This window comes from Cupriavidus respiraculi (assembly GCF_914271545.1).
Lineage (GTDB): Bacteria > Pseudomonadota > Gammaproteobacteria > Burkholderiales > Burkholderiaceae > Cupriavidus > Cupriavidus respiraculi.
This window is the reverse complement of sequence record NZ_CAJZAH010000002.1, coordinates 417,534-434,087: the sequence shown is the minus strand read 5'-3', so window position 1 is coordinate 434,087 and position 16,554 is coordinate 417,534. Positions and strand designations below refer to the sequence as shown.

At 70.5% G+C, this 16,554-nt stretch carries 10 protein-coding genes; all 10 read right to left on the bottom strand.

Annotated elements, in window-relative coordinates; genetic code table 11:
• Positions 1-230: 230 nt before the first annotated feature.
• The gene (locus LDO27_RS09445) at positions 231-2,375 is read right to left on the bottom strand and encodes an acetate--CoA ligase family protein (protein ID WP_224041337.1); all 2,145 of its coding nucleotides are present in this window, start codon (positions 2,373-2,375) and stop codon (positions 231-233) included.
• A 32-nt stretch (positions 2,376-2,407) separates the two neighbouring features.
• The gene (locus LDO27_RS09440; protein WP_224041335.1) at positions 2,408-3,412 is read right to left on the bottom strand and encodes a tripartite tricarboxylate transporter substrate binding protein; all 1,005 of its coding nucleotides are present in this window, start codon (positions 3,410-3,412) and stop codon (positions 2,408-2,410) included.
• Between the two features lie 78 nt (positions 3,413-3,490).
• Positions 3,491-3,910, bottom strand: coding sequence for a Zn-ribbon domain-containing OB-fold protein (locus LDO27_RS09435; RefSeq protein ID WP_224041333.1), 420 nt, complete (start codon positions 3,908-3,910; stop codon positions 3,491-3,493).
• Positions 3,907-5,049 carry a thiolase family protein gene (locus LDO27_RS09430; protein WP_224041331.1) on the bottom strand — a complete coding sequence of 381 codons (1,143 nt, stop codon included), beginning with the start codon at positions 5,047-5,049 and terminating at the stop codon, positions 3,907-3,909. The genes LDO27_RS09435 and LDO27_RS09430 overlap by 4 nt, the downstream gene beginning before the upstream one ends.
• Before the next feature lie 16 nt (positions 5,050-5,065).
• Positions 5,066-6,328 (bottom strand): ABC transporter substrate-binding protein, encoded by a 1,263-nt coding sequence (locus LDO27_RS09425; protein WP_224041329.1) that lies wholly within the window; start codon positions 6,326-6,328, stop codon positions 5,066-5,068.
• A 29-nt stretch (positions 6,329-6,357) separates the two neighbouring features.
• Positions 6,358-7,413 (bottom strand): cyclase family protein, encoded by a 1,056-nt coding sequence (locus tag LDO27_RS09420; protein ID WP_224041327.1) that lies wholly within the window; start codon positions 7,411-7,413, stop codon positions 6,358-6,360.
• Positions 7,414-7,416: 3 nt separating this feature from the next.
• Positions 7,417-8,283, bottom strand: coding sequence for an IclR family transcriptional regulator (locus LDO27_RS09415; RefSeq protein ID WP_224041325.1), 867 nt, complete (start codon positions 8,281-8,283; stop codon positions 7,417-7,419).
• A 332-nt stretch (positions 8,284-8,615) separates the two neighbouring features.
• Positions 8,616-9,551: an aldo/keto reductase gene (locus tag LDO27_RS09410; RefSeq protein WP_224041323.1), complete on the bottom strand. Its 936-nt coding sequence runs from the start codon at positions 9,549-9,551 to the stop codon at positions 8,616-8,618.
• A gap of 24 nt (positions 9,552-9,575) precedes the next feature.
• Positions 9,576-11,246, bottom strand: a complete 1,671-nt coding sequence (locus LDO27_RS09405) for an FAD-dependent oxidoreductase (RefSeq protein WP_224041321.1) — start codon at positions 11,244-11,246, stop codon at positions 9,576-9,578.
• Between the two features lie 375 nt (positions 11,247-11,621).
• Positions 11,622-16,499, bottom strand: a complete 4,878-nt coding sequence (locus LDO27_RS09400) for an NAD-glutamate dehydrogenase (RefSeq protein ID WP_224041319.1) — start codon at positions 16,497-16,499, stop codon at positions 11,622-11,624.
• Between the last annotated feature and the right edge of the window lie 55 nt (positions 16,500-16,554).

The window sequence follows — 16,554 nt, the reverse complement described above, 5'->3', positions numbered from 1 at the left end:
GGTGAACCTCATCGGGACAAGGCAAGCGCCATACCAGCGCGGACGACGGCGCCGGCATGGGGCCTGCCCTGCCCGTGGGACGGTCCGGGGCCACCCGGCGCGGCTCACCGGCCACGCGCCCGCCGGATCGCGATTCCCATTTCTTCAACCCCCGGAAAGAACTACCGCCGATGCGCAGTGATCGGGGTAACCGCCGGGATGCCGGCCGCGTCCGGACGTAGAGTCCGCCCTCAGACGCGCGCCCCGTGCTCCAGCGCAAGCTCGGCGGACACTTCCATCAGACCGTCCACCACCACAGCGCCATCGGCGCTCAGCATTACCGGGTTCAGGTCGATTGCCCGGATGGCGCCGCCGGCGTCGTGCATCAGCCGCCCCACGAGTACCGCGATGCGGGCCAGCGCGGCCATGTCCACGGCGGGCTCGCCCCGCACGCCGCGCAGCAGCGGGGCGATGCGCAGGCCCGCAAGCTCGCGCACGACGGCGTCCTCGCTGCAAGGCGCGAGCAGCACCGCCGAGTCGTTCAACACCTCGACGTACTTGCCGCCATCGCCGACCACCACCACGGGGCCGAACACGGGGTCCCAATGCGCGCCGACCATGCATTCGCGCTGCCCGCGCGTCATGCGCGCGACCACCACGCCTTCGCAGTCGGCGCCCATCGCCGCCAGGATGGCGGTCTGGCGGTCGAAGGCCTGCGCCACCGTGTCGGCATCGTCGCAGTGCAGTGCCACGAGCCCGTGCTCGCTCTTGTGCGGCACCTGCGGGGAACTGGCCTTGACGGCCACCGGGCCACCGAGCTCGCGCCACGCCGCCACGGCTTCGTCCGCCGTCTGGCAGAGGCGGTGCGCAACCACGGGCACGCCGGCTTCCGCCAGCCGCGCGAGGCTGGCGGCCTCGCTCAGCGTGGCCGTGGCCAGTTCCTCGCGGAGCGCCTTTCGCGGCGCGGACTCTGAAGACGACGGCGCCGCCGAAGCCATCGCGGGCGGCTCCGTCCGTATCCGATCCAGCAGCGCCTGGTGCGATACGAGCTGGCTGAAGGCGGACAGCGCATCGGCCGCGCTGTCGTAGGTCGGCACGTCCGCCGCGCGGAACGGCGCGGCGACAAGGTCCTGCCAGGCGGCCACCGCGATGGGCTTGCCGGCGGTATCGGCGAACGATGCCGCATCGCGGGCGAAGCGCTCGACGTCGTAACCCATGCCCGCCACCGGAATATCGAGCAGCACCATGTCGGTGGACGGGTCCTGCGCCACCACGGGCAGCACGTCGCCGAACAGCGCGCTGTTGGTCAGCAGGGCGGCCGTCACGTCGACCGGATTGGCCGTGGCGGCGAAGCCGGGCAGGCGCTCGGCCAGCGCGGCCTGCGTGGCGTCCGACAGCGCGGCCATCGAGAGGCCACGCGCATCGGCCGCGTCCGCCGCCATCACGCAGCTCGCGCCCGAATTGCTGACCACCACGAGGCGCCGGCCGCCCGCGCGCCACCCGCGCAGGTACAGCGGGGCGCAGCGTGCCAGCGCATGGGCGTCATCCACGCGCCAGATGCCGTGGTGCCGCAGGAAGGCGTCCACGGCGCGGTCCTCGTTGGCGATGGCGCCGGTGTGCGAGGCGGCGGCGCGCTGTCCCGCGCCGGTGCGTCCGGCCTTGACGGCGACCATGGGGACGCCGCGCGCGCGGGCGGTGGCGGCGGCGAGGGCCAGCACGGCGGGATCGGTCAGGCTTTCCAGGTACAGCAGGATGAGCCGCACGTCCTCGTCGTGCGCGACCGCGAGCGCGAGCTCGCTGACGGTGATGTCGGCCTCGTTGCCGGTGGCATGCATGTGCCGCACGCCGATGCCTTGCCCGCGCAGCAGCCCATAGACCATGGCGCTGACCCCGCCGCTCTGGCTGACCACCGCCACCGGGCCGTCGCGCGGCGGCACCTCGATGAACATGGTCGAGAAGCTGGCAATGGTGCCGCTGCCGAAGTTGGCCAGACCCTGGCTGTTCGGGCCGACCAGCCGCAGTCCCGCGGCGGCCGCCACGCGCACCATCTCGTCCTGTTGGCGCTTGCCCTCGGGGCCGGCTTCGCCGAACCCGGAGGCGATCACGATGGCGGCCGCCACACCGAGCCGCGCGCAATCGCGCACGGCCTGCACCGCGGCGTCTCCCGCGACGACGATGATCGCCAGTTCCGGCACGGCCGGCAGCGCGTCGAGCGACGGATAGGCGGGCAGGCCCTGGATGCTGTCGCGTTGCGGATTGACCGGGAACAGGGTGCCGGCGTAGCCGTGGTTCAGCATGTAGTGGATGGGCCGGCCGCCGATCTTGTGGATGTGGTCGGACGCGCCGATCACGGCGATGGAGCGCGGGGCGAGCAGCGCCTGCAGGGTGGGTTCCATGGTGAAGATCCTTGTGGTGCGAAACGGGCGGGTCAGTCGATGGTAGCGCCGGACGCCTTGACGACCCTGGCCCATTTGTCGATCTCGTCGCCAAGGAAGCGGGCGGTGGCCGGCGGGGCAGTCCATTCGGCGGCGAAGCCTTGCGTGGCGAACCTGGCGCGCACGTCGCCGTCGTCCAGCACGGTCTTGAGCGCCTGGCCGACGGCATCGAGCACCGCGGGCGGCGTGCCGGCCGGCGCCAGCAGCGCGTTCCATGCCGTGGCCTCGTAGCCCGCCAGTCCCGACTGCGCGACGGTGGGCACGTCGGGGGCGGCGGGCGAGCGGCTCGCGCCGGTGACCGCCAGGGCCTTGAGCTTGCCGTCGCGCACGAACGGCATGGCCGACAGCATGGTGTCGAACATCACGGTGGCCTGGCCGCCCATCACGTCGGTCAGCGCGGGAGCGCTGCCCTTGTACGGCACGTGCGTCATGCGGATGCCGGCCATCGTGTTGAACAGCTCGGCGGCAAGGTGGGTGGACTGGCCGTTGCCCGAGCTGGCGAACGTGACGGCGCCGGGTTTGGCCTTGGCCAGCGCGATCAGCTCCGCCACCGTCGAGGCGGGCGTCGACGGGGCCGTCACCAGCACCAGTGGCCCCCGGGTCAGCAGGCTGACCGGCGCGAAGTCCTTGCGGGTGTCGTAGCCGGGCTTGCGGAACAGGGTCATGTTGATCGCGTGCGCGGTGGTGGCCACCAGCAGGGTGTAGCCGTCCGGCGCGGCCTTGGCTACCGCCTCGGCGCCGATATTGCCGCCGGCGCCGGGCCGGTTCTCCACCACCACGGGCTGGCCCAGCCGGTCGCCCAGCTTCTGCCCGACCACGCGCGCCACGATGTCGGTGGGGCCACCCGGCGGGTAGGGCACCACCAGCTTGATCGGCTTGTCCGGCCATGTCTGGCCGAGTGCGGGCGCGGGACTGAGCACGGCAGCCGCGCCGGCAAGCCAGAGGCAGGGAATCGTCAGGGCGAGCGCCGCCCGCCGACGCGGAAAGTTCGGTTGCATGATGGGTCTCCGTTGTTGTGGTCGTGCGCGACGGCCAGCCGCATCGTCGCGTCGTGGCCGGGGAAGCGTCGCGACGGGCTACTCGCGCAGGAAGCGCAGCAGGGTGTCTTCGCCATGCCGCATGAAGCCGGCGCGCACGCGATCGCCGATGGCCAGGCCCGGCTCGCCGTGGCCCATCACGCGCGGTCCTTCGTCCAGCGTGGCGAGCACCAGCGTGTACGGCGCCAGGGCGCGAAAGGCGTCGGTCGGCGCGCGCGCCACTTCCGTGACGGCATAGACCGTGGCCAGTCCGCCGGCATCGCGCCACGCCAGCCGGGTGGCGCCGCACGCGCGGCAAGCGTGACGCTCGAGCGGTTGCCATGCGCCACAAGCCTCGCAGTGCTGGTAGCGCACGCGCCCCGCGGCAAGGCCGGCGGTGTAGGGATGCGTACCGGTCGCGGCATCGGTCGCCGGACCTGGCGCTGTAGCGCCTGTGCCATGCGTTGCTGTGCTCGTCATTCGGCCTCCAGTACCAGGCTGACATGGGACGACAGCACGCCGCCGTCCGCGTGGAAGAGGGCGCGCCGGCGCGGTGCCACCTGGCGGGGGCCGGCGAGTCCGGCGAGCTGGCGCGCGGCTTCGGCCAGATGCATCAGCCCGCCGGCCACGCCCGAGTGGCCGAAGGCGAGCAGGCCGCCGTGCGTGTTCAGCGGCATCGCGCCATCGCGCGCGAAGTCCCCGGCGAGCAGGCGCGCATGCGCACGGCCGCGCGGCGCGACGCCGAGCTCCTCGAGCAGCATCACCAGCGTGATGGTGAAGGAGTCGTAGATCGCCAGGTAGTCCATCTGATCCACCGTGCGGCCGGCCTCGCCGAGCGCCCGCGCGGCGGCCTCGCCGGCACCGGTGACCATCACGCTGTCCATCGCGCACAGGTGCTGGTGACGGTGCGCCTGCCCGGCCCCCGCCAGGCGCACGGGCCGGCCCGGCCCCGGCTGCGCCGAGACGACGACCGCCACCGCGCCGTCCGAGATCGGGCAGCAGTCCGACAGCAGCAGCGGCGAGGCCACCGGCTTGGCGGCGCGGGCGTCCTGCGCGTTGAGCGGCTCGCGCAGATGCGCGTCGGGATGGCCGCGCGCATGCTCGCGCATCAGCACGGCGAAGTCGGCCAGCGCATCGCGCGCGATGCCGGCCTCCATCAGATAACGCGACGCGAGCAGCGCGTAGTAGGCGGGCACCGACGCGCCGTTGGGCACCTCCACATGCGGCTCGCCGACCTGCGCCAGCGTCTGGATCGACTGGTCGCGGCTCTGGCCCGACAGGCGGTTCTCGCCCGCTACCACCAGCACGTTGGCGCAGCGTCCGCCGCGCACCAGTTCGCGCGCGAGCATCGCCATCGCGCCGCCGGTGGCGCCGCCCGCGGCCATGCCGTGCGCATAGGCGGGCGACAGGGACGCGTACTCGCAGAACAGGTCTGCCAGCATCAGGTGCGGCAGCGTGGTCGCGTACCCGCACAGCACGCCGTCGACGTCGCCGCGCGCCAGGCCTGCTTCGGCCAGCGCGGCGTCCGCGGCCTCGGCCATCAGCGGCAGCGGCGCGCTGCCCGGAAGGCGGCCGAAACGCGTATTGCCGGTGCCGCGGAGATAAGCGATGGATGCCATGCGCGGGTTCCGGCGGTCAGCGCTTGAGCAGCGGGCACTTGGATTTCGCCACGGGGGTGAACGCCTGGTCCCCGGGTACCGTGGCCAGCAGCTTGTAGTAGTCCCATGGTTGCTTGGACTCCGCCGGGGACTTCACCTCGAACAGGTACATGTCGTGGATCATTCGTCCATCTTCACGGATGCGGCCGTTGCGCGCGAAGAAGTCGTTGATCGGCATGGCCTTCATCTGCTTCATCACCGCGGCGGTCTCGTCGGTGCCCGCCGCCTGCACCGCCTTCAGGTAGTGCATCACCGACGAATACACCCCGGCCTGGCTCATGTTCGGCATCTTCTTGATCTTCTCGAAGTAGCGGCGCGACCAGGCGCGCGTCTGGTCGTTCATGTCCCAGTAGAACGCCTCGGTCAGCACCAGCCCTGCCGCGGTCTTCAGTCCGATCGCGTGGATGTCGTTGATGTAAAGCAGCAGGCCGGCGAGCTTCTGCGTGTTGTTGCGCGTCAGGCCGAACTCGTGCGCTGCCTTGATGGCGTTCACCGCGTCGCCGCCCGCGTTGGCCAGGCCCACCACCTGCGCCTTGCTGGCCTGGGCCTGCAGCAGGTAGGAGGCGAAGTCGCTGGCGTTGATCGGATGGCGCGCGGCGCCGAGGACCTTGCCGCCGGTCTCGTTGACCACCGTGGTGGCCGACTCCTGCAGCGTATGGCCGAATGCGTAGTCGGCGGTCAGGAAGTACCACGTCTTGCCGCCACGCTGCACCATCGCGCGCGCCGTGGTATTGGCCAGCGCGTAGGTGTCGTAGGCGTAGTGTACCGAGAGGGGCGTGCACAGGTCGTTGGTCAGCCGCTCGGTGCCGGGGCCGGAGAACACCACGATGCGGTTCTTCTGCTTGGCCACCTCCAGCACCGCCAGCGCGGGGGCCGACGCGGCCACGTCGAGAATGGCGTCGACACGGTCGGTGTCGAACCACTCGCGCGCCTTGTTGGCCGCGATATCCGCCTTGTTCTGGTGATCGGCGACCACGACCTCGATCTTCTTGCCCAGTACCTTGCCGCCGAAGTCGTCGACCGCCATCTGCGCGGCGGTGGCGCTGCCGCGTCCGGTCACGTCGGCGTACAGCCCGCTCATGTCCAGGATCAGGCCGAACTTGACCACGTCGTCGGATACCGCGGCGGCCTTCGGCTGCGCGCCGGCCGCGGTGGCGCACAGCAGCGCGGCGCCGAGGCACAGGCCGCGGGCGAGGCGGTGGCGCAGAGCGGGTCGTTGCAGGGTAGGGCTCGAAGTCATGGTGTCTCCTTCCGGTGGTTCGTCGCCGCTCAGACGGTGGCGATCGGGGTGGCGGGCGAGCCTACCGCGCCGGGCAGGCGCAGCGGGGGCGCGGTGAGCATGAAACGCGTGCGGCCATGCTCGCGCAGCCATTGCGCGAGGTCGTGCAGATACCACAGCTCCCCCAGCGGCAGGCCCAGCTTGAACAGGCAATGGTGGTGCAGCGGCAGCAGCGGGTGGCCCTGTGTGCCCGCGGGCGCCGGCCGCGCCGGATAGCGCTCCACCGCATAGTTGTCGGCGATCAGCGCGGCGATGCCGGCGTCGGTGATCCATTGCAGCAGCCTGTCGTCGCGCCCGTCCAGCGCGCTGCAGCTGTGGTGCAGCACGGCCTCGTCCGGCTCGCGGTGCATCGACAGCACCACCTCGGCGAAGCCGGTCCGCAGCAGCAGCATGTCGCCGGGTTCCACCTCCACGCGTTGTTCTTCCATCGCGCGCATCAGGTCGTCGTAGCCGATATTGCGGAAGTCGGTGCCGAACGCGTGGGCCAGGTCGACCAGCACGCCGCGCCCCTGCATGCCCTTGACCGCGAAGTTCTCGATGCCCAGCGCCCGCGCCTCGCTGTGCTCGTGGCCGCAGCCGTGCGCGGCGAAGTGATCGTCCTCGGCGTAGTCCACAGGGCCGACGATATGCTCGTTGGCGCGATAGCCGTTGTAGTAGACGCGTTCGGCGCGGCCGTCGCCATCGGCATCGAACAGCGCGCCCACGTGGGCCAGCGAATCCCATTGCGTCGAGTACTGCAGCGAGAGCAGTACCTGGTCGTCGCTGATGACATCGGTGGCCGCGGCATCGACCTTGGCCAGCGGGAAGTTGACGTAGGGCAGGTCGTCGCGGAAGGTCGGGCGCAGCACCGGCGGATGGCGGCGCGGATTGAGCTTGTTGCCGCCCGGATAGTCCAGCGGCAGCGACAGGCAGAAGCTCAGCCCGGCCTGCACCTCGCGGGCGCCCTTCAGTACCTGCTCGGGGCCGATCAGGTTGACCCGGCCGAGTTGGTCGTCGGGGCCGAAGTCGCCCCAGGTGGAACCTTCCGGACGTTGTTGCCAGCGCATGCGTCATGCCTCCTTGGGTGTCGTTGTGGTCGGGATCGATGCGGTTGCGGACCCGGTAGCGGCGGCGGCCATGGCGGAGCGGCGCGCGCCGCGCGCGGGGGCGGCCGGCTCCCCGCAGGACAGCGCCGCGAGCGCGGCGGCCACGCCGTCGGCCTCGCGCCGCAGCGCGCGCGCCATGGCGGACTCGCGTTCGGTGATGCGTTCGTTCAGCGCCGCGATGCTGATGGCACCCAGCGCGCGCCCGTCGGGGCCGGGCAGCGCGATCGCGATGCCGCCCATGCGCTCCACCACGACGTCGAGCAGCACCGCGTAGCCGCGCTCGCGCGTGGCCTGGACATGGCGCAGCAGGGCGGCGCGCGACAGCCGCGGATAGCGCTTGAGCGCGGGCGCCACGCAGTCCAGCACCGCCTCGACTTCGGCGTCGGGCAGCGCGGCCAGCAGCGCGAGGCTGCCCGCGCCCACGCCCAGCGGGCGGCGGCTGCCGATATCCAGGTAATTGGCGCGGATGGGGAAGCTGCCCAGCCGCAGTTCGAGACAGATGGACTCCCAGCCGCTTGGCACCGAGAGGATCGCGGTGTCCTCGAACGCGTGAGCCAGCCGGATCAGCGCGGGCCTCACCAGCGGGCGCGGGTCTACGCGGCGCACGGTCGCGGCGCGCAAGACCAGCCATTCGGGGCCCGGCGCGTACGCCTTGGTGCCGGGGTCGCGCTCGACCAGCCCCTCGCTCGCCAGCGTGTCGAGCAGCCGCAGCGCGGAGGCCTTGTCGACGCCCGCCGCCAGCGCGAGATCGGTGAGCCGTGTATTGCGCGGGTCGGACAAGGCCCGCAGCAATTGGCAGGCCTTGCGCAGGGAAGAACCGGGGGCTGCCATCCGTGCCGTCTCCGTCTTTGATGTTTTGCGCGATAAAACCGCAGATGCCGTTATAGACGGCACACCGTGACGCGTCATTCTGCGTCGCATCAAAGTTTTGCGGGATAAAACCGAAGGGAGGAAAGGTGGGGTCGCCGAAAGCGCCCGTAGCGAACCGCCATGTGGGTCGGCCGCCGATGCGGCGTGGCGCCCGCTACCTGAAAGCAGAGGCGATGGGCGTGCGTTTCCGCGCGATGCGCGGCGCAACGGCCCTCGCGCCGGCCGCGCGAGTCGACATGCCGGCCAGGCCGGCCAGGTGCGCCGGTGGGCCGCCGCGGCCCGCCGTGGCGCGCTCAGGCGAGCTGGCGCTGGCCGCTGTGCGCGTTGCGAAGAATAGCCGGAGCAAGCTGGCGCGCCTGGTCCGCCGCGCTCACATAGCGCTCGGCCAGCGCGACATTCTCGCGGATATGGTTCTCCGAGAACATCGAGGCGATGACCTTGCCCGAATCGCCCGCCAGGCTCAACGCGAAGAACATCGAGATCTCGTGGTGATTCAGGTCGTCCAGGCCCAGCATCTGCACGGCCTGCCGGACCGCCTGCTGCTCGGCGCTCGCCACGAGGCTTTCCGGTCCGCCGCCGTAGGGCCGCGACAGGAAGCGCACCTTGTCGCCGGGCGTGTCCAGCGTGAGGTTGTCCAGCACGTTCAGGTTGGCCTCCTGCAGCACGACCTGCGCGTCGCGCGCCACCGGCGTTTCCAGCATCTCGCGCGTGTCCGCGGTCAGCCCCCACTTGCGGATCTTGCCGGCGGCCTGCATGTCTTCGAGAAAACGCTGCAGTTCTTCGGTCAGCTCATCCGGCTTGGGGGGTTCGTGGATCAGGTAGTAGTCGACCTGCTCCACGCGCAGGTGCCTGAGCGACGCCTCCAGACAGGTGCGCGCGTAGGCGACGTCGTAGTTGCGCTGCGACAGCGCCGCCTTGGAGACGGCATGCACCATGGCTCTGCCGCCAGGCATGCGCTTGATGCAGCGGCGCGCAAAGCCCTTGGCCAGGCTCAATGCGGTGCTGTTGCGCGGCGGCACGATGCCGAACTTGGTCGTGATGGTGACGTTGCCACGCTTGTCCGCCAGAAACTCGCCCAACAAGGCTTCGGCCTCTCCGAAGCCATAGGAGCGGGCCACATCGAAATGCGTGATGCCGTGTGCGTATGCGGCGCTCAACGCGCGCAACGATTCCTTCTTGCCCACCCTGCCCAGGATGGGGGCGCAGCCGAAGCCCAATCGGGATGACATTCAACACTCCATTTTCGGTGCGGATCACGCCAGCGATTCCGCGATATGGTCTGCGATGCGCACAGACAAGGCCAGGATGGTGAGAGTCGGGTTTGCCTGTCCCGAAGAGGGGAAGACGGCGCTGCTGGCGACGAACAGATTGTCGGTGCCGAACACCCGGCACTGCCTGTCCACCACGCCACCACGCCAGTCCTCCGCCATGCGGGCGGTCCCGATCTGATGAAAGCCATCGGCGGCCTGCGCCATGGCGGCATCGATGCGTTGGTCCTCCGGAAACCAGTAGTCGAGCTGCCCGGCGCCAATGGTGCGCAGGTGCTTGTCCAGCAGCTCGTGGCAGCGCACCACCGACTCGGCGTCGGCGCGCTGGTATTGCAGATCCACCTTCAGGCGCCGCATGCCGTAGCGGTCGCGGGCGTCGGCGAGCGTCACGCGGCTGTTCGCCGACGGCAACTGCTCGGCGTGATAGTGCAGCGCATAGACGTTCTTCGGGCTCGGCAGGAAGAATCCCGGCAGCCGCGGCCGCGCCAGATAGCGGCGATAGACGAAGGGTGGCACGAACGTGGCGATCTTGGCCAGGTCCTTGCCGACGTTGCGCAGATGCGCGCCGCGGTCGTTGCGGGCGTGCGCGCTGGCCACGGCCTTGGCGATGGCCGGCGCCGTCAGCAGCCGGCTGATGCCGGGTGTGCACAGCGCCAGGTAGGCGAAAGACAGGATGCCATTGCCGTGCGCGGGGTCCGCCGGCGGATGGTTGTCCAGCCACATCGCGGTGTTCAGCAGCTGGTGCTGGCGCTGCGCCTGCGCGGGCACGGTGAAGCGCCGCCGTGCGTAGAAGCCCTGGCGATCGCGCTCGAAGTGGTAGACGGTCTTCCTGGCCTCGGCCCGGAAGCGCACGCTGGCGATCTTGCCGGAGATATGGCCCATGTAGTAGCGCCCGAGGTGGCCGCCCCGGTTGCCGAGCCGGTTGGCGTGGCGCTCGTTGACGTTCAGCAGCAGCCGGGTGACTTCGAGCCCGCCGCACGCGAGCACGAAGCGGTCGGCATGGATGCGCGTGCGGGCGTCTCCGCGCGCCACCACGATGCTGCCGATGCGATCGGTGCCGGGTATGGGGTCGATGGCCACGCACGTGGACTCCAGCAGCAGCCGCGCGTTCGGATTGGTCTGGAACCACTTGCGGTAGCGCCGCGCGAAGTTGGGCTCGCCGCTCCAGCGTTCGAGGTCCGAGGCGATCACCTCGCCTGCCTGGAAGTTGCCGGTAATGGCGCGCCGGGCGGTTGCGGCCTCCAGCCGTTCCAGCGAGAACGCGGGGCGGCCGCAGTTGGCGTAGTCGCAGGCAATCTCGTAGTACGGCAGCAGGTCGTCGTAGGAAATCGGCCAGGCGGTGCCGGGGGCGTAGTCGCGCGGCTCGAAGTCGATCGGATCGAAGGGCAGGCAGCGTCCGCCCCACAGCCACGAGGTGCCGCCGAACGCGCGCCGCACGGCGTCCTGCATGGGAGCATGGCGGCGTTGATCGACGATCTCGGCATCGCACATTTCCTGTGCCTGGCTCTCGAAGCCGTCGCCGCCGCTTTCCACCAGGATCACCGAGATGCCGCGCTTGGCCAGCTCCATGGCGCAGGTAATGCCCGCCGGACCCGAGCCGACGATGCAGACGCTCGCACTCAGGGTCGCCTCGCGCGACGGGGAACACATGACCATGGGTAACTCTCCGGTATCGTGCAAAGCCTGACCGCCGCCTGCCCCGCGCGGCGCCACAGACGCGGACGATGCGCGGCATCCCCGGGGGAGCAGGGCCCACACAACGTCGCTGGACATTGGGGCGTGGACTCGCTTGCCCCGGCACGCACGAATCTAAGGGGGCGGCCCCCGGCATTCCGTGCGGTCGCGCACGCACGTTCGGCCGCGGGGACGCCGCTGTCGGAAAAATTGACGTATGCGGGCAGGACCGCATACGCGCGGATGCCACCGTGGAACGAAGCCGTGCGGGAAATCGGGGCCCGGGGCGCAATATGGCGGGTGGCCCCGCAGGCAGGGAGGGGCGCGCGAAACGGACCGCCCCCTCCCAACGAGGGGTCAGCCCGCCCGTTCCAGCAAGCCGATGTCGCGGATCGCCACCGACAGCATCGACAGCCCGGTCGCCCCCGCCGCCCGCAGTTCGGCCAGCAGTTGCGAGAAGCGCTCGAGCGATGCCTGGCGTTGCCGGCACCATGCCTCGAGCATGCGGGGCGGCGAACCGGCGTCGGCGGCCTGCGCCAGCACGCTGACGGTCAGCGCGCGCTTGAGCCTGGCAAGGTCGTCCAGTGCGGTGGTGCGCGCCAGCATGTCCCAGTGCGTATCCGCGGGCAGCGCCATGGCCCGCTCGCGCAGCCAGCCCAGGCTCAGGTGCGTGTCCAGCGCGAAATACACACCCGCCACCGCCGGCAGATCGTGCCCGCACCCGGCGGCCACCTGGGCGATGTCCAACGCCGCCGCCGCCAGATCGCCGGCGGCCACTGCCTGCGCCAGGGCATCGTCCACACCGGCGCCGGTCAGCGCCTGGCGGCGCTCGGCCAGCGCCGCCGCCTCCGCCGGTCCGAGCACGGTGGGCAGCTCGGGCATCAGCCACCGTACCGCCTCGGTGTAGCGCGCGCGGTCCTCCGCGGAGGGGCCGGCGCCGCCGCCGTTGGCGGCTTCGCGCAGCAGCCACAGGCAGGCGCCTTCGAGCAGCCGCGCCAGCGCCCCGAACATGCGCGCCTGCACCTCGTCCGGCACGCGGTTGTCCAGCCGGTCGATGCTGCCCCACAGGTCGGACAGCCCGAACACGTCGCGCGCCACCAGGCAGGCGCGCACGATGTCCGCCGGCCGCGCGTCGGTTTCCTCCATCATCCGGTGCACGAAGGTCGCCCCGATCCGGTTGACCAGCGTATTGGTCAGGTGGGTCGAGACGATTTCGCGGCGCAGCGGATGGCGCTGCATGGCGCCGGCGTGGCGCTCCCGCAGCGGCTGCGGAAAGTAATCCGCCAGCAGCCGCGCCGCCAGCGGGTCGTCCGGCAGGTCCGAATCGAGCACCGCGTCGTACAACCACATCTTGCTGTACGCCAGCAGCACGGCGCGCTCGGGCGAGGTGAGGCCTTCGCCGGCGGCCTTGCGCAGCGCGATGTCCTCGTCGGCGGGCAAGAACTCGATGGCGCGCTTGAGCCGGCCCGCGCGTTCGAGCCAGCGGATCAGGCGCCCCTCGGCATCGAGCAGCTCGGGAGCCAGCCGGCGGGCGGTGGACAGCGCCTGCGTCTGGTAGTAGTTGTCGCGCAGCACCAGTTCGCCGACCTCGTCCGTCATCTCGGCCAACTGCTTGTTGCGCTGCTTGCCGGTCATCTCGCCTTCGGCCACCACCAGGCCCAGGAGGATCTTGATATTGACCTCGTGATCGGAGCAATCGACGCCGGCCGAGTTGTCGATCGCATCGGTATAGATGCGCCCGCCCTGGCGCGCGTATTCGATGCGGCCCAGTTGCGTGAAGCCCAGGTTCCCCCCTTCGCCGACCACCTTGCACCGCAGTTGCGCGCCATCGACCCGCACCGCGTCGTTGGTACGGTCGCCGACCTGCTGGTGCGTCTCGTGGCTGGCCTTGACGTACGTGCCGATGCCGCCGTTGTAGAGCAGATCCACCGGGGCCATCAGGATCGCGTGGATCAGCTCGGCCGGGGACAGCGCGGCGGCGTCGGTGCCCAGCGCCGCCTGCACCTGCGGCGTCAGCGCGATGACCTTGGCGGTGCGGGGAAAGACGCCGCCGCCGGGCGAGATCAGCGCGCTGTCGTAGTCGGCCCAGCTGGAGCGCGGAAGATCGAACAGGCGCCGGCGCTCGGCCAGGCTCGCGGCGGGATCGGGCGAGGGATCGAGAAAGACATGGCGGTGGTCGAAGGCCGCCACCAGCCGGATATGGGGCGACAGCAGCATGCCGTTGCCGAACACGTCGCCGGACATGTCGCCAATGCCCACCACGGTGAAGTCGGTGCGCTGGATATCGACGCCCATCTCGCGGAAATGGCGCTTGACCGATTCCCACGCGCCGCGCGCCGTGATGGCCATCTTCTTGTGGTCGTAGCCGACCGAGCCGCCCGAGGCGAAGGCGTCTTCCAGCCAGAAGCCGTACTCGGCCGAGATGGCGTTGGCGTAGTCGGAGAAGCTCGCCGTGCCCTTGTCGGCCGCTACCACCAGATAGGGGTCGTCGTCATCGTGGCGCACCACGTCCGGCGGCGGCACGATGCCGGACGGGGAGCGGTTGTCCGTAACGTCGAGCAGGCCGCGCAGGAAGGTCTGGTAGCAAGCCACGCCTTCCTCCAGCCAGGCGTCGCGCTCGCTTGCCGGTGGCGGACGCTTGACCACGAAGCCGCCCTTGGAGCCCACCGGCACGATCACGGTGTTCTTGACCATCTGGGCCTTCATCAGCCCCAGCACCTCGGTGCGGAAGTCCTCGCGCCGGTCGGACCAGCGCAGCCCGCCGCGCGCCACGCGGCCGCCGCGCAGATGCACGCCTTCGACGCGCGGGGAATAGACCCAGATCTCGAACATCGGCCGCGGCTCGGGCAGGCCCGCCACCTTCGACGGGTCCAGCTTGAACGACAGGCAGGGCCGTGGCTGCCCGGCGTCCCGGCGGAAATAGTTGGTGCGGGTGGTCGCGTCGATAACGCCGAGGAACAGGCGCAGGATGCGATCCTCGTCGAGGTTGGGCACGCGCTCGAGCGCGGCCGCGATGGCCTCGCGCAGCTGCTGGCAGCGACCGTCGCGGCCGGCATCGGCGGCGGGATCGAAACGCGCGGCGAACAACGCCACCAGTTGGGCGGCGATGGCCGGGTTGCCGGTCAGCGCGCGCTCGATATAGGCATCGCTGAAGGTCGAGCCGACCTGGCGCAGATACTTCGCATAGGCGCGCAGGATGGTGACATCGCGCGCGGCGATGCCGGCGCCGAGCACGAGCCGGTTCAGGCCGTCGTTTTCGATCTCGCCGTTCCAGGCGAGCGCGAAGGCGTTTTCGAACAGGACCTTGGCGCGCTCGATGTCCGGCACCGTCTCCGCGGCATGGTGCTGGCCCGGGACGGCATCGGCCATCTCCAGCCCGAAGTCGTGGATCCACACCGGCCCGGCGCCGCCGGGCTCGATGCGATAGGGCCGCTCCTCGTCCACGCGCACGCCCAGATGCTCGAGCATCGGCAGGCTGGACGACAGTGCGATGGGTTCTCCGGCGCGATAGACCTTGAAGCGGAATGCCCCGGGCGGCGCCTCGATCGGCCGGTACAGGTTCATCGCGAGACCGCCCGGGTCTTGCCGCGCCTGCTCCATCAGCGCAATGTCCCGCACCGCGGTGCGCGCGGGATAGTCTTCGCGATACCCGGCAGGGAAGGACTCGCTGTAGCGGCGCAGCAGGCGGTTGCCGTCCTCCTCGCCGGACTGGTCGAGCAGCGCCTCGGCCAGATCGTCCTGCCAGCGCCGCGTGGCCGCGACGATGCGCTCCTCCAGTTCGCGCGTGTCGACGTCGGGCATGGTGCCCGGCTCGCCGCGCACGGTGAGCTGGATGCGCGCCAGCGGCGACTCGGACAGCTGCGGCGTGAATTCGCAGCTGGTGCCGCGGAACGCCTGCATCAGCAGTTTCTGGATGCGCTGGCGCAGATCGGTGTTGTACTTGTCGCGCGGCACGAACACCAGGCAGGAGATGAAGCGGTCGAAGCGGTCGCGCCGCACGAACAGCCGGATGCGCTGGTGTTCCTGCAGGCGCAGGATGCCGAAGGCGATGTCGTAGAGCTGGTCCTCGTCGGCCTGGAACAGCTCGTCGCGCGGATATTGCTCCAGGATCGTGACCAGCGACTTGTACAGATGCCCCTTGGTCAGGAAGCCCGCGCGCGCGAGGATGTTGGCGCATTTGCGCCGCACCAGCGGAATCTCGGCCGTGGAGACCGTGTAGGCGGTGGAGGTGTAGAGCCCCACGAAGCGGCGCTCGCCGAACAGCTTGCCGTTGGCGTCGGTCAGCTTGATGCCGATGTAGTCCAGATAGCCTGGCCGGTGCACGGTGGCGCGCGAATTGGCCTTGGTCAGGAAGATGGGCGATGCCCCTTCGATGATGGCGGTCGCGGCCGCGGGCAGCGGCGTCAGCGCTTCGGCATCGGGCGGGCGGCGCGCCTCGCGCAGCAGCCCCGCGCCGGAGCCTTCGACGCCGCGCAGCAGGAAGCGGTCGTCCTGCTGCACCAGTTCGTAGTCGCGGTGTCCCAGGAAACAGAAGTGGTCATCGACCAGCCATTGCAGGAAGGCGCACGCTTCTGCCGTCTCCGGATCGGCGGCGGCGGGGCCCCGCCGCATGTCCGCGATGCTCTCCCGCGCGATGTCCAGCATCGTCGGCCAGTCTTCCACCGCGGCGCGGACGTCGCCCAGCACCCGGGCGATGTCGTTGCGCAGGGCTTCCAGCAGGGCCGGATCGCCGCAGCGGTCCACCTCGAAGTGGATAAAGGATTCGAGCCGCGACGCGCCATCCTGCTGCGCGCCCAGATCGCCGAGGGCGACCTTGGCAATGGCGCCGTCGGCGCCGCGCCAGACCCGGAACACCGGATGGATGGCGGAATGCAGCGACAGCCCGTGCCGGTTGATCTCCATGGTGACGGAGTCGACCAGGAAGGGCATGTCGTCGTTGGCGATCTCGACCACCGTATGGTCCGAATGCCAGCCGTGTTGTTCCAGGTCGGGGTTGTAGACCCGCACGCGGGCGGTGCCGGACACGAAGCGCTGCGCCGTCTGCCAGTGCGCCATGACCGCGCCATACAGGTCCGCGATCTCGCGGCGCTGCAGTTCCTCGATATCGGTCAGGTCGTAGTAGTGCCGCAGAAAGGGCTCGACCAGGGCAAAGGTGGTGGAGGGCAGGCGCCCGCGTGCGTACTCGACCAGCTCGGCCAGCAGCCGCGTCATTCTGTCGACCGTCTCCGCTTCCATGATGTCTCCTTCCTGGGCGGGCCGGCGGGTGTGGCGCCCGGCGGCTTGCGGGCCT

Bases quoted from the DNA above. Each gene is read 5' to 3' on its own strand.
- LDO27_RS09435 (WP_224041333.1), bottom strand. From the start codon at position 3,910: ATGACGAGCACAGCAACGCATGGCACAGGCGCTACAGCGCCAGGTCCG.
- LDO27_RS09415 (WP_224041325.1), bottom strand. From the start codon at position 8,283: ATGGCAGCCCCCGGTTCTTCCCTGCGCAAGGCCTGCCAATTGCTGCGG.
- LDO27_RS09440 (WP_224041335.1), bottom strand. From the start codon at position 3,412: ATGCAACCGAACTTTCCGCGTCGGCGGGCGGCGCTCGCCCTGACGATT.
- LDO27_RS09430 (WP_224041331.1), bottom strand. From the start codon at position 5,049: ATGGCATCCATCGCTTATCTCCGCGGCACCGGCAATACGCGTTTCGGC.
- LDO27_RS09445 (WP_224041337.1), bottom strand. From the start codon at position 2,375: ATGGAACCCACCCTGCAGGCGCTGCTCGCCCCGCGCTCCATCGCCGTG.
- LDO27_RS09420 (WP_224041327.1), bottom strand. From the start codon at position 7,413: ATGCGCTGGCAACAACGTCCGGAAGGTTCCACCTGGGGCGACTTCGGC.
- LDO27_RS09425 (WP_224041329.1), bottom strand. From the start codon at position 6,328: ATGACTTCGAGCCCTACCCTGCAACGACCCGCTCTGCGCCACCGCCTC.
- LDO27_RS09400 (WP_224041319.1), bottom strand. From the start codon at position 16,499: ATGGAAGCGGAGACGGTCGACAGAATGACGCGGCTGCTGGCCGAGCTG.
- LDO27_RS09405 (WP_224041321.1), bottom strand. From the start codon at position 11,246: ATGGTCATGTGTTCCCCGTCGCGCGAGGCGACCCTGAGTGCGAGCGTC.
- LDO27_RS09410 (WP_224041323.1), bottom strand. From the start codon at position 9,551: ATGTCATCCCGATTGGGCTTCGGCTGCGCCCCCATCCTGGGCAGGGTG.